General features: G+C 38.9%; 10 protein-coding genes. 3 read left to right on the top strand and 7 right to left on the bottom strand.

Going from position 1 to position 14,748, the window contains the following annotated elements:
* The first annotated feature begins 169 nt into the window (after positions 1-169).
* Positions 170-1,450, top strand: coding sequence for a replication-associated recombination protein A (locus tag M3Z76_RS03505; RefSeq protein ID WP_293920958.1), 1,281 nt, complete (start codon positions 170-172; stop codon positions 1,448-1,450).
* A gap of 705 nt (positions 1,451-2,155) precedes the next feature.
* On the opposite strand, the gene lpdA is transcribed toward M3Z76_RS03505, so the two are convergent.
* Positions 2,156-3,496: a dihydrolipoyl dehydrogenase gene (gene lpdA, locus M3Z76_RS03500; protein WP_293920959.1), complete on the bottom strand. Its 1,341-nt coding sequence runs from the start codon at positions 3,494-3,496 to the stop codon at positions 2,156-2,158.
* 99 nt (positions 3,497-3,595) lie between these two features.
* A complete protein-coding gene (locus M3Z76_RS03495) occupies positions 3,596-6,688 on the bottom strand; it encodes an efflux RND transporter permease subunit (RefSeq protein ID WP_293920960.1) in 3,093 nt (1,030 codons plus the stop codon).
* A gap of 91 nt (positions 6,689-6,779) precedes the next feature.
* Here M3Z76_RS03495 and M3Z76_RS03490 point away from each other — a divergent pair, with 91 nt between their 5' ends.
* Positions 6,780-7,619, top strand: coding sequence for a TetR/AcrR family transcriptional regulator (locus tag M3Z76_RS03490; protein WP_293920961.1), 840 nt, complete (start codon positions 6,780-6,782; stop codon positions 7,617-7,619).
* A 23-nt stretch (positions 7,620-7,642) separates the two neighbouring features.
* Here the strand turns inward: M3Z76_RS03490 and M3Z76_RS03485 are convergent, their stop codons facing one another.
* The gene (locus M3Z76_RS03485) at positions 7,643-8,803 is read right to left on the bottom strand and encodes an MDR family MFS transporter (protein WP_293920962.1); all 1,161 of its coding nucleotides are present in this window, start codon (positions 8,801-8,803) and stop codon (positions 7,643-7,645) included.
* A gap of 107 nt (positions 8,804-8,910) precedes the next feature.
* Between M3Z76_RS03485 and M3Z76_RS03480 the strand changes: the two genes are divergently transcribed.
* A complete protein-coding gene (locus M3Z76_RS03480; RefSeq protein WP_293920964.1) occupies positions 8,911-9,456 on the top strand; it encodes a flavodoxin family protein in 546 nt (181 codons plus the stop codon).
* Positions 9,457-9,487: 31 nt separating this feature from the next.
* Here M3Z76_RS03480 and M3Z76_RS03475 read toward each other — a convergent pair whose 3' ends face one another.
* The 4 genes from M3Z76_RS03475 to M3Z76_RS03460 all read right to left on the bottom strand — a co-directional run bounded on the left by M3Z76_RS03475 (position 9,488) and on the right by M3Z76_RS03460 (position 14,748).
* Complete coding sequence (locus M3Z76_RS03475; protein ID WP_293920965.1) at positions 9,488-9,952, bottom strand: DUF4871 domain-containing protein; 465 nt, start codon at positions 9,950-9,952, stop codon at positions 9,488-9,490.
* Positions 9,953-10,079: 127 nt separating this feature from the next.
* A complete protein-coding gene (locus M3Z76_RS03470; protein WP_293920966.1) occupies positions 10,080-11,114 on the bottom strand; it encodes a glycosyl hydrolase family 18 protein in 1,035 nt (344 codons plus the stop codon).
* A gap of 23 nt (positions 11,115-11,137) precedes the next feature.
* A complete protein-coding gene (locus M3Z76_RS03465) occupies positions 11,138-12,889 on the bottom strand; it encodes a polysaccharide deacetylase family protein (protein WP_293920967.1) in 1,752 nt (583 codons plus the stop codon).
* A complete protein-coding gene (locus M3Z76_RS03460) occupies positions 12,886-14,748 on the bottom strand; it encodes a glycosyltransferase family 2 protein (RefSeq protein WP_293920968.1) in 1,863 nt (620 codons plus the stop codon). Before M3Z76_RS03460 ends, M3Z76_RS03465 begins: the two co-directional genes overlap by 4 nt.

Below are 14,748 nucleotides of genomic sequence, written 5' to 3'. Positions count from 1 at the left end.
TCTAGTCCATTCATGTGTTTTATTATAGCATATTTCCTTTTATTCCACTCGGAAATACATTGAAATTTTCATTGTTGTTACAGAAACAGTGTGAAAGCCTCTGCTTTTCTTCCAGTACAAAATGCACTATCATTAATGATGATAATGGATGTAGAAAGTTGGTATAGCAATGCACAACGAACCTTTAGCTTATAAAATGCGACCACGCAATTTAGATGAAGTTGTTGGACAGGAAGACATTATTGGTAAGGATAGCGCCCTCTACAAAATGATTATTAAAGGGCATGTGCCTTCCATGTTGCTTTACGGTCCACCTGGTGTTGGCAAGACTTCTATTGCAAGCGCTATTGCAGGTAGTTCCAAGCTGCCATTTTTCGCTTTAAATGCAACACAGGCAGGAAAAAGCGATATTGAACAAGTTGTGATGGATGCAAGAATGTCAGGCAAAGTTATTTTATTCTTAGATGAGATTCACCGTTTTAATAAATTACAGCAAGATACTTTGTTACCCCATGTCGAGAATGGTTCCATCGTCTTAATTGGAGCAACGACGGAAAATCCGTTTCATAGTGTGAACCCTGCTATTCGCTCACGCTGTGGGGAAATTTTGCAGCTGACACGTTTAACCGTTGAGGATGTTTGTACATTGCTACAGCAGGCTTTGACAGATAAAGAACGTGGACTTGGTAAGCTTGGCGTTTCTGCAACAAATGAGCAGCTCATAAAAATAGCGGAAGCAAGCAATGGCGATGCACGTAAATCATTAACATTATTAGAATCTGTTTATTATGCCTCTGATGAACAAGACGGCGTAACGGTATTAAGTGACCGCGCAATTGAACATTTAGCGAAGCGCATTGGCGTTTATGGTGACAAAGGTGGCTCACATTTTTATAATTTATTATCCGCCTTACAAAAATCAATTCGTGGCAGCGACACAAATGCTGCTTTATATTATTTAGCACATTTATTAGAATCTGGCGATATTGTCGCAGTATGTCGACGACTTTTAGTGATTGCCTACGAAGATATCGGCCTTGCTAATCCAGCGGTTGGTGCACATGTCAATGCAGCTACAGAAGCAGCACAAAAGCTCGGTTTACCAGAGGCACGCATCCCACTCGCTGCCGCTGTTGTCGAGATGTGCTTAAGCGATAAATCAAACTCTGCCTATAAAGCGCTTGATGCCGCCATTGCTGCTATTCATGAAGGAAAAACCGGTGACATTCCGAATCACTTAAAGGATGCCCACTATGCAGGCGCAAAGGAATTAGGGCATATCGGCTATCAATATCCACACGACACGCCAATCGGCACCTTTGGTGGATGGATTAATCAGCAATACCTACCTGATGCACTTGTTGGAATGGAGTTTTATAAGCCTGTGATTGCAGGAGAGGAAAAACGGATGGCGAGTATTTATGAGAAATTGAAATCGTTTAAAATGTAAGTTATAAAATTTATAAGAAATTCGTAAAATTCAAAACCCAAAACTATTAGTCCACACAAAATAAGTGTCCTCTAATAATTTTGGGTTTTTCCAAACTTTATTATCAGCTTAGACAAGCCAATCGAATTGTATTTATTATAAATAAATCTACCAACTCTCTTTGGAAATAAAATAAATCCCTCCTATTTATTAAATATATTTCCACAAAAATCCTTGTATATATAATACAAAATTATATTATATGGTATATTAACCTTTGGGGGGATTTAATGAGCTATCTAATAGGTTTCATAACTTTTTATTATCCGATTCTTCTAACTTTTATTCTTGTTATTTTTCAAGCTTATTTTGGTAAATACGGAAAGTTAACTTACGCTATTATTTTACCTATCTCTTTTACAATTTTAATAAAATCTTTATTTTGGGCGCATGATTTTCTAGTTGTTCTAATCCTTGGGAATTTCTTTTTTTATTTAATTGCAGTAGTTACATATTTTACAAAACCGAAATTTTGAGAGGGAAGGAAGCTTCATGTTATGGAGGGGTATTACATTTTTATCATCAAATAAAAAACGAGCAGGGGCTCATCTCCCTGCTCTTTGGCAAAAGCTTCCCAGCAAATCCGTGCTGTTAGTGGATGCTTCTGTTGTAAAGTCGAAACTTTACGTAGGTTTGGCACCTAGTTTACATTATAGCAAATTATCATTATGCTTTCAAATGGATTGCTTTACCAAAGACCGCACGTGCCGCATCGCCAATATGCTCGCTCACTGTTGGGTGTGGGAATACCATTCGAGCTAAATCCTTCACAGAGCCACCAGTAATTTTACATGCTAACATCGCATTGATCATTTCCGTTGCACCATCTCCAACAACACATGCGCCATAAATATCGCCTTCTGGGCTTGCAACAAATTTCATAAAACCTTGAATGTTGCCTTCAAGCAATGCTTTCGGATTTGTTGGCAAATACATTTTTGTCACAATAGAGTCTGTTGGTGCTTCATGCTCTAGCATACCAAATGTCGCAATTTCAGGATGTGTGTATACACAGCGTGGAATTTCCTGCTGATTGATGACGCGTGGATGCTTACCTAAAATATAATCCACTGCATGCACACCTTCTGCGCTTGCAGAATGCGCTAATTGGAAGCCACCCACTAAATCGCCAATCGCATAAATGCCTGGAACGCTCGTTTCATAATGATTATTCACCGCTATTAAACGACCATCCATTGTCAACTCTAATGCTTCAGCAATTTGCGTGTTTGGACGACGCCCTGTAGCGAACAATAAATTTTCATACGTAAAAACACCTTTTGACGTATGTATTTCATTGTCTTGAATTTCTTCAAAGGTAAAATCTGTGATAAGTTCAATGCCTAGCTGTGCCATGCGTTGGCGAATTAACGGGCGCGCATCCGGCTCCTCTGTTTGCAAAATATCCTGACTATGGTTTAATACTGTCACTTTTGTCCCCATCGGCGCTAAGGCGAATGCCATTTCGATGGCGATTACTCCCCCACCAATAATCGTTAGCTGCTTTGGCAATTCCACCATCGCAAAAAACGTATCTGTCGTATAATAATTCGCAGTTTCAATCCCTTTAAATGGCGGAACAAATGGACGACTACCTGTTGCTAAAATGACATAGTCTGCTGTAAACGCTTTTTCTCCAACCATCACCTTGCGCTCTGCCGTCACGCTCGCCTCACCGCGATACATCGTAATATGCGCACTTTCAATAAAGCCTTCGATATTATCCAGCAATTCAGCTACTACGGCGTCTTTACGCTTCATTAGCTTTGGAAAATCAATATCGATTGTTGGTACAGTAATGCCCCAATCTGTGCCACGACGAATTTCCTGTACGAGCTTGCTATGCTCCAGCATGATTTTTGATGGAATACAGCCGACATTATAGCAGGCACCTCCGACTTTATCTTTTTCTACAAGTGCAACCTTTAAGCCGCTTTTGGCAGCATGTATTGCTGCAACATATCCCCCAGGTCCTGCCCCTATCACTGCAACTTGATAATGTTCCATAACTACTCCCCCTTTTTTACTACGATACCATTTTCTATTTTTCCTTACTAGCCAAAAAAGGGAGCGTCCCAAAATGACTTTTCGGACGCCCCCTCTCTTCTAGTTCTCTTCGTTATCCTGACGATTTTTCTTCAGCATTTTCGATAACATTTCATAAACGATTGGTACAACAACTAATGTTAGCAATGTGGATGATAATAAACCACCAATTACTGTGACAGCTAAGTCTTTTGAAATTAGACCACCACCTGCGCTACCAAACGCCATCGGTAGCATCGCACCAATTGTTGCGATTGCCGTCATTAAAATTGGTCGTAAACGCGTCATCCCTGCCTCTAAAATTGCCTCGCGCATCACCATACCATCGCGCTCCATATGAATAATACGGTCCACTAATACGATGGCATTGGTCACAACGATACCAATCAACATCAGCATCCCCATCATTACCGATACAGAAATTGTTTGCCCTGTCACAAATAGACCAACAAATGCACCGATAACTGCGAATGGTAATGAGAATAAAATCGCAAATGGTGCTAACCCTTCACCGAATGTGACAACAAGAATGAAGTAAACAATCGCAATCGCCGCTAGCATTGCAATACCTAATTGCGTGAATGCCTCTGTCATATCTGCGGCAACACCAGAAACGCCTGTTGTTACACCTTTTGGTAAATCTAACTCATCTATTTTCTTATCTGCAGCAGCTGTCGCTTTGGAAATATCATTACCAATAATTTTTCCTGTTACTGTTGCAAAGTATTCACCTTTTGAACGTGCTAATGAATTTAGCGCTGTACTCTCTTCCACATCGACTAAGTCCCCAATTTTCATTGTTGTACCTAATGCAGTTGGAATTTCTGTTGCTAAAATATCATCAATAGATTTCGCAGCCGTTCTCGCTTCACGCTTGACAATGACATTAATATCTTTGCCGTTGTGCTCAACAGTTGTCAATGTTTCAGACGTGCCTTGTGGTGATAGTGCCATGACAATTTGCGCTGTCGTTAAGCCATATTGCAAGACATTTTGCTGCTCTACTTTTAAAATATGCTCAACATATGGATTTTCATTGTCAGACTTGACATCTTCCAAGCCATCCACATCGCGTAATGCTTCCTCTACTTGCTCCACCGATTTACGTAAATTATCAAGATCTTCACTATACAATGTATAGCTTACCTCGCTTGAGCCCATGCCGCCCATTGAAGCGAAATCCTGCGACTTCCATTCACCCGATTGTCCGATATTGAATACATAGTCCTCTACCTCTTTACGAGCGCCTGGGAAATCCTTCATCTCTGGGTCGAAAATTAAGTACATTAATGCACCGCCACCAGCGCCACCCATCATCATTGTTGCTGGATCAGCACTTTCCGCGTCTGTAATCGACACCTGTACAATATCTATATCATCGCGCTTCATTAATTCTTGCTCGACAATATTCACATTTTCCTCTGTTTCGTCTTTCAGCTCACCCGTTGCTGGAGTATACGTTAAGTACATGACCTTTTCTTCCTGTGAACCTAAGAAGCTGAAGCCAATTAATGGTGTTAAAGCAAGTGAGCCAACAAGCATCACAACAGCAATTGCTGATGTAATGAATTTATGGTTTAATGCTTTTTCTAAAATACCTTTATACCAAACTGCTAGCTTGCCAACCTCTTTATGCTGGCTTTCTGTTTTCTCACCATATACCTTTTTACGGAATAAGAAATGAGATAATGCTGGTACAATCGTAATTGCTACTAATAATGATGCCCCTAATGCAAACGACATCGTTAAAGCGAATGGCATAAATAGCTCACCAACCATACCGCCTACGAACATTAACGGTGCAAATACCGCCACTGTTACTAATGTAGAGGATAAAATTGGCTTGAACATTTCAATTGTTGCCTCACGAATTAACGCACGACCTGTTAACTTTTCTTGCTTCAAGTGAATACGACGATAAATATTTTCCACAACGACAATGGAGTCATCAATTACACGCCCAATTGCAACCGTAATTGCACCTAATGTCATAATATTTAACGTAATATCCATCCAGTTTAATAATAGCAATGCCATAAAGACAGAGACTGGAATCGAAATAATTGAAATAATTGTCGATTTAAAATCACGTAAAAATAATAAAATAATTAATACAGCGATTGCACCACCGAATACTGCTTTTTCAATCATGGTAAAGACAGAATCCTCAATTGGTTTCCCTTGGTCAAGCGATACGTCAATAATTAAGCCATCAATTTTCGCTGTTTCCTCATCGATTAAATCCTTCACTGCATTGACAACTGTTACAGTATTTGCATCTTGCGCTTTAACAATTTGCACACTGATTGAATCTTCTCCGTTTGTACGGGAAATAGATTGTACTTTCCCTTCCACTTCAATTGTCGCAATATCGCCTAAACGAACAAATGGCGAAGGGTTTTCTGCTGATGGTGTAACTGGAATTAAAAGCTCTTTTAATTCATCAACAGATTGTACTTTCCCATCGACTGAAACCGCTTGTTCACCAACAGTAAATTCATATAACCCTAGCGATAAAGCCATATCGCTCGCCTGAATCATTTGCTTCACTGTATCTTCTGTTAAGCCTAGCTCCGCCATTTTCGCATCATCGTATTTAAATGACACTTGCTCAATATGCTGACCTGTAATGGAAGCAGATGCAACACCTTCAATTTTATTCAGCTTTGGTAAAATAATATCCTCGACTGTTGAAGTTAGCTCCACGATATCTTCCTGTGAGCTACTCACAGACAATGCGACAACAGGCATCATATTCATGCTAATTGCCATAACAGAAGGCTTTTGCGCTTCTTCAGGTAATACAATATCATCTAAAGCTGATTCAAGCTGGCGTTTTTTCTCATCCATATCAACGCCATAATCATACTCAATTTGCACTTGTGAAACGTTTGATGATGATGTCGAAAAGACTGACTTGACATCTTCTAAGCTTTCTACTTTTTTCTCAAATGGTATGGACATCTCATCCATTACCTGCTCAGGTGTTGCTCCAGGATATACACCTACAACGATTAAATAGGGAATCGAAATATCAGGAATTGACTCCATCTTCATTCGTGTACCAGAATAAATACCTGAAACGGTAACAATAATCGTTAATAACCACACAGCTAATTTATTTTTCAGAACAAAATTGACTAACGACCGCATGCTTTTCTCAATCCTTCCTTGACACTTTTTCTCACAAATCCTATACTAATGACTAATCGGTCAGTTGTCAATTCGAAGGGGGGTATAAATTATGTCTAAAAAGCAACTTATTTTAGAAACGGCTGCAAGACTCTTTACTGAAAGAGGTATTGATGCCACATCTGTTCAACAAATAACAGAGGCCTGTGGCATATCTAAAGGGGCTTTTTATTTATCCTTCAAATCGAAGGATGAGCTGATTATCGAAATCATTGACTATTTTGTGAAAGATGTTGCCGCCAAGATTGACCGTTCAGTCACCGAAAGTCAAAATACCGAAGAAAAGCTCTATAACTACTATTATCAAATTTTCTCAATTATGCAGGAGCATGCGACACTTGCCTCCGCATTTTTTAAAGAGCATACGCAGTTTGTCAGTGAGGAATTTATTCAAAAAATGGCGCACTATGGTGTCATGATGAATACATTGATTGAAAATTTATTATTGGAGCTTTACCCACAAGCAGCTCAGCATGTTTATGATTTGGCGATTATCGTACGCGGCTTTATTTCCGGCTACTCTGAGCATCTATTCCATAAAGGCAATAGCTATCCATACGATTTACAGGCACTTGCTAAAAGTCTTGTCGAAAAAACGACAATTCTTGCCACACATGCAACAATACCTTTTATGACAAAGGAAATGGCAGTCATCCCAACAACTGCTGATACATTGATTACTGTAGAAAACATTTTGCGGGAAGCGCATGTATTGAGCTCCTATTTAGATGATGAGCTATTACAGGATTCTGTTCGTGTCATTACAGAGCAGCTCCAATCCAAGCAGCCTCGCCCCGCTATTATGCAAGGTATGCTAAACAATTTACAGGCTGAGCCTGTGTGTAATTGGTTTTGTTATATTGTCAAAAAACATATGCAAAAAGAAGGCTGATGAGGAAATTCATCAGCCTTCTTTTAAAATGCTCGCCTATAAAATGGGATGCTCAGCAACACAAGAATAGCAATAATAAAAAATAATTGTGCTTGAAAATGCACGAGCAGCCAGCCACCTAGAACAGGTCCGATAAAGCCACCAATATTTTTCAATTGTGACGCACCTAAATAGGTTGCCTTTTGCGTCTCAGGTGCGATTTCCTCAATAACGGCATTCATCATTGGAAAAGCAAAGATTTCACCAACCGTAAAAACAATCATCGCCACGATAAAAAGCCATGCCGTATTGGCCATACCAAACAGCATTAAGCCTAGCGCAAAGAAAATGATGCCCGCAATGAGTGACGCTAAAATAGAAATTCTCTCTGCTAGCATGCTAATTGGTAGCTGTAAAATTAACACAACAACTGCATTTAATGAAATAAGGAGCGAATAGAGCTTTACCCCATCCTCTAATTTTAATTGCACAAACTGTGGTAATGTCGAATCAAACTGTGCATAGCCAAGACCGATTAATGTGCCACCAGCTAAAAATAGCAGGAGCTTATAGTCAGAAAAGACAACGCGTAAAATGCTTGCGATATTTTGCCCACCTGCTAGTCGTTTTTGACGCATCTCATATTTCTTCAAAACGCCTATTAAAAAGAGGCCGTAAATGACATACATAGCACCAGTAATAATAAAAGGTATGACAGGGCTTGCTAAAGTCGAAATCAGCACACCTACTAATGGTCCTATAACAGCTGCAATATTGATTGCTGTATAGCGCACTGAAAATAAACGACGTTTTTTCGCATCTTCTGTAAAATCAATCATCAATGCCTGTGTCGCTGGCTCAAAAAAGGAGCGACATAGCCCGTTCAAAGCATTTAACACAATAAATAATGGTGCAAACGTTGCCAATGCAAAGCCAAAGAACACCATTCCCCAAACAAAAATCGTTACAATAATGATAACTTTACGTGCAAAGCGATCCGTTAAATAACCACCTAAAAAGCCACCAAATGTCGCGCAAAGTGGTGCAACCCCTAACGTAAAGCCGATAAGCAGTGGCGATGCATCATGTACAGTATGTAAATAAATCGCTAAAAACGGCATCGTCATAAAGCTGGCAATACGTGTAAAAATTGTTCCACATAAAATAATCCATACGAGCGGATGGAAATAATGAGCTAATTTCATTAAAATATTCTTTCACACCCCTTCCACAATTTTAGCAACACAGCAATGGTTTTAGCATATACTACAATTATGTGAAAAGCTATTATCTTTCAAAAAGGAGCTTGAGAATGAATATTTTATTGTTAACTGGAAGCACAAGAAATGATGGCAACAGCGAGCAGCTCGCACATTTAGCATTAAAAGGGCTGTCCTATGAAACCATCCAATTAAAGGATTTACACATTGAGGCTATTGAGGATTTACGTCATACGGAAGAGGGATTTCACCCTGTCGATGATGACTATACAAAAGTGTTGGAGGCTATTTTACGGAGCGACCTGCTCGTCTTAGCGACACCTATTTATTGGTATAGCATGTCTGGCACGATGAAAAATGTTATTGATCGTTTTAGCCACGCCATTCGTGATACACGTTATCCAAATGTGACAGAGCATTTAAAAACGCTGAAAGCAGTCGTTATCGCAGTTGGCGGTGACCAGCCACGCATTAAAGGCTTACCTTTGATTCAGCAATGTCAGTACACATTTGACTTTTTAAATATCGAATTTTATTCGTATATTATCGGAGAGGCACGCAAGCCTGGTACCATCCATCATGATAAGCTGGCGCTTCAGCAAGCAGCTTACTTAAATGAGCAGCTTCGTGCCTTGTAAATTCCATATAGGCTTGAGTTAAAATTTAAACTCAAGCCTCCTCTTCCCATACCTTTACATAAATTTCATCGAAAAGCTGGTCGTTAATATACGTTTCTAATTTCCACATGCCAGACTTAGGTAGCATCATATGGCTAGGTATATGAGTGGTTGCCCCATTGTTTGGACTTAAATAGTCAAATTCCGATTTTAAATTTAAAATTTCGATTTTTTCATCAGGTTTGTCTTCTGAGCTAGCTAACACTTTAAAACCTCCTTGCAGCTCCTCCTTATCTGCCCAAATATGCCACATATATTTATTCACTTGATTTTCTACAAAAAGGAGATGATCTGGATTGTAAATAAAACCGATTTTATTTTCTGTTCCAATCATTTTATACATGCCTACATCAAAAAATTCACTTTCCTCCCAATTCGCTTCTTGTTTATTTGAACAGGCGGCCAACATGGTTATGGACAAAAAAACGAAAAAAAGTAATCGCTTAGCTGTAAACATCTTCATTCCTCCTCTCTATTAAAACTAAAATCCGCTTATGGTTGTTAATAGGATATAATTTAAAGAATATTTTGTCAATTATCCTAAAAAAGAGAGCATGTTGGATTTCTCCTAACATGCCCCTCTTTTATTTTTGATGTGTTGCAATCCACTCTACAGTCCCTGCACTCAGCCCACCTGCGCGCCATAAAACGAAATGCTCATACTTTGAATCCTTCTCCTGTACATAGGCAATCCACTTTTGCAAAGTTTCCGCATCTGCATACCATGCCTCGTAGTCCATTCCTTTATCCTTGTAATGGAAACGGATAGCATGGCTATCTTGATCACGTGCAATCGAAGACTTCGTTGAAGCAATCAATTTTTCTGCCTCATCGCCTGTTAATGCGATAATTTTGCCGCTCTTCGGCCATGTAAAACCACCTGTTGCAAAGGCAATACTAAATTGCTGATTCGATTTCTCTAGCTTGCTAAGCAGCTGATCTAAAAATGGAAAGGTTGCTTTCGCCCCAGGGCCGCTATGATAGCCATGTACATTATAAGCCATCACCGTATAGCTTGGTCCATCTGGTAAAGCCATTTCAAATGGGAAGCTTGGCACTACGACCACATGCATTGACAGCCCCTTTTTCTCTAGCGCTTGATAAAGCTCCTGCAAAAATAAAATATAATTTGCGGTATCTTCTTTTGCTATTTTTTCATAATCAATTTCCACACCGTCTACTGGAAATTTTTCTGTCATTGCCATAATATCAGCAATATGCTTTTTTCTTGCCTGCTCATCCTTTACTAAGCGATGAAGCAATGTGCTATCCTTTTGTACAGATGGCTTGCCCTCTACTACAAAATCATTAATAAAGGTTAAAAGTATCGTGTGGCTATCTCCAAAGTTATTATGCATATGCTCATAAACCTTCGTCGCTGTGTCCGTTAAAAACGGCTTGTCATTGCCATTAAAATACGCACCAAAGACACGTAAAGTTTCTAAACCCTCTGAGGAGTTTTCAATATTTTCAATCGTCGATTTTAATTGCCACTCAGGAAGCCAAATCGATAGTTTTGTTTTTTTCGTTTCCTCAACGGGATTTTTGGTAGCCTCACAGCTGCTACAGCCTGCAAGTGCAACGATTGCTATGACAAAAAAAGTGAATATTTTTTTCATTTCTAATTTGCCCTCCAAAGCTCTTAGAAGGTTTCAATGAAGAAATCAACTAGTCTATTGAACCATGTAGTGACATTATACTTCACTTTATCGAATTTTGTATATTGGTTTGTAAATACGACTTCTTCTTCTGCATCTGTAATTTTAATATTCTCAATCACTGTATCATAAATATCATCTGCATATTGCTCATGTGTCGTATCCTTTTTAGAATAAGATGCAGCGAAGCCAATCTGCGTCCCTTGGATTGCCTCAGAAATTGCGATATTCGCTGATAGTTCTTTATCTACCGATAATTGAAGCTCATTTTGCTCTACTTGCACTGAAAAATGACGTCGCTTTTTTAAATTGCGAGGATATTCCTCCTCGTCAATGCGGGAGCCCTCTTGTGTATCATTGTAAGAGTATACGGTCGCTTTGTTAAAGGCATAATCCTCACCGCTCCACTCAACCTCTTTCAATGGATGACGCTCAATTTCATTTTCCTCTTTATTCGGCTGTTTTTCATAGACAATGATTTCATTATCCTTTAACATAACGCGAAGATAACTATTCGCTGTAGCATCATAATTGATAAAAACGGATTGCTCTCCTACAATATTTCCATAAAAATCAAATTCCATTTGGTATGCTTGTGGCATCGATTCTCTTAAAAACATCGTTCCTTCTATCGCTGGCATGGAAGTTAAAATAATTTCATTATTTAAAAACTCTGCTGCCCCATTAGCGAGCGTCCACTGCTCTGCTTTTTCATGATTGCCAATTTCAAACTCCACATTTTTATTGCTAGCCTGTTGAATTTTCATCATTAAATGATTCGTTGACCAATATGGGGAAACTTGCAATCTACTTAAATTATAAATATCTGCATTCGCCTCATTATAGGCATCCAGCTCTCGGTTAAAATGCATTTTATAAAGCTTTTTAATTTGCTGATCATTGGCATTTGCCACAAGCGTATCCATGTTATTATAAAGCGCATTTGCATGCATAATTGCATACGCCTTTGGCATTTCCTCTAACGTTTCTGTATAAATATCATGCATTAGCTCATAGTCTGTTGTAATACGCTTCTCCATTTCCGCCCTTGTTTCTGTCGGAATCATGTATTCATCTCGAAGGAAATCCATTAAATAGTGATTATAATATTCAATCATCATTTTATCTGGCACGTCATTTTCATCAATAACACCTAACGATTGCCCTTTATCATTGAAAACGTTGATATATGTTAAGCGATAGCCATTTGACCCAAGCTCCCAATAACCACTGTTTTCCATCAGCTTTAAATGCTTCGGTCTTAAAAACTTTGTATCTTTCGTATCCATTTTATTGGCATACGTATACATCGTTGCTTTGTAATTCAATTTTTCTAATACTTTTTGAGCAAAAATACTCGAATCTGTCCGTCCATCCTCAAATGATAAATACAAAGCCTTTTCTGGCAACGGCTTACCTTGCTCATAAAAATCAATAATATCCTGCTGAGAAATTGTTTGGTAGCCCTGCTTTGCTAACAGTGATAATTGCTTATCTAAATTGCCCTTTGATACGTATTTCGGCGATTCACCACGACTTACACCGAAATACGATAAGGCAACAAAGCCCTCTTCATTTGTTAAAGGTGCGGTTGCTTCTTCAAACTTATTCATTAAAAAGATAGCTCGAATTAAAATAGTTGCAAGCATGATAACAATAACTGCCTGAATAATGGAACGAATAACTTTTTTACGGTCTTTTGCCTTCGGATTCAGCACTGTATTATTTTTACTCATTCGCTCACACCTTTATGTCCTTTTTTCCATTTTCTTTTACGCTGTGCTTTTTTCGCTTCTTTTCTTTCTCGTTCTAATACGTCCTGTGGTGTTTCACGTGTTCCCCAAGTGGACTTCCAAAATGTCACCCAAGCAACTGGCATTTGCCACAGCAAGACAAATTCGTAAAATAAAACGAATATAAAGCCGAACGCCCATAATTTACTTTTTCTAAAGTATAAATGTGCTAAACTCATTAACATCGCCATTAATAACAGCCCAACAATAAATGTTGTTGGAAAAATGCCGTGTGCAATTGGCACCCAAAGCAAGTTATATACAACGACAATTGGCGCAGCAATCGGTACGATTAAACCGACAATAAAGAATAAAAACATGAAGGGTTCTTTTTTCCACATAAAAGTGAAGGCACGCAATGACTCCCTTAGCCAAGAACGCTTCCAACGCATTTGCTGCGATAAAAACGATTTTGAGTCAGACGGAACAATTGTCGAACATACCGCATTATCTTGATAGGCAGTACGATGTGTTTGCAAAATGTAGTTCGTCATACTGCGATCATCCCCAAACGTAGCTGGCTGTCCTAGAAACTTTTGATTCAGCCATGCCTCCTCATTTTTTAAAACGAGGTCTTTGCGATAGCACGCAAGCGGTCCAGATAAACACGTTACTGTATCAAACCAGGATTCTGCCGCTTTCATAATACGAAAGGCAATATAATAACGAACTGTTTGTAGCTTTGTTAACGCATTAGTAAATTTATTTTCCACCTCTGTACGTCCAGCAACACCGCCCATTTTAGGGTCTTGGAACGGCTGTACAATATTGCGAATTGCGTTCGGCTCTAAAAAGCTATCCGAATCCACAAAGACAACTAAATCATGCTTCGCCATATGCACCCCTGCAACAAGCGCCTCTCGCTTTCCGCCATTTTGAGGAAGCTTATAAAATGTTAAACGCTCCTTCGTTTTGAAGCGCTCTCCCTCCGCATTAATCAGCTCAATCATTTCCTTCGCCTTTTCCTCGGTCTTATCCGTTGAGCAATCATCTACAACAATTACCTCTAGCTTATCGACAGGGTAATATTGATTAATACAGCTTAAAATTGTACGATGAATCCATTTTTCCTCGTTAAATACTGGAATAATAATTGTAACGCCTGGCTCGTAATCTGGATTAATCGGTACATTGCGAAATAGCATACCAAATATATAACGACTTAATAAAAATGTTGCCGCTATAATACTATAAAAATAGAGAAATTTATTAAATTGGAAATATATCACACTTTCAGCACGCATTAATACAACGATTAACGATACTAAAAATAACACTAAGCTTGATACAAAAATGGACATACCCCAACGCTTTTTCACCATATATTCATTTAAAGGCTGCAAAAATTCATAAGCATAATAGTAGCGTATCTCACCATCAACCTCTTTTTCAAATGCACGTACCATCTTTGCTTGTATTTTGACATTCGCTTCATAGCCCTCCGGCATTACACCACCTGGAATTTTAAAACGCATTGTCGTCACTTCATCTACATTAAAAATATTCGGTGTATCTGTATAAACAAGAATGCCTGTTACTGAAATATCCTCTGAATAAAACTTATGCGAGGTTTTCTTTTGCTTGCCTTCTCGTATAATTTTCACAGGAAAGGCTGAAATATAGCGCATGCTTAATGATTGCAAACGAAAAAGCTCATTCACATCCGCTACACTCACCTCTGCCTCTTGATAAGTAGCCCCTCTACGATCAACGAGGCTTCGTACGTTTTCAGGGTCGGGAATGTTTGACAAAATACGTCTATCGGGTCTCGGTGTCATCAATATTTCTTTTGTTTTTTTCAT

The sequence above is a fragment of the Metasolibacillus sp. genome (genome assembly GCF_025291715.1).
In the GTDB taxonomy this organism is placed as follows: domain Bacteria; phylum Bacillota; class Bacilli; order Bacillales_A; family Planococcaceae; genus Metasolibacillus; species Metasolibacillus louembei.
Note: the sequence above shows the minus strand (reverse complement) of the source record. Positions and strands in the feature narration are given on the sequence as shown.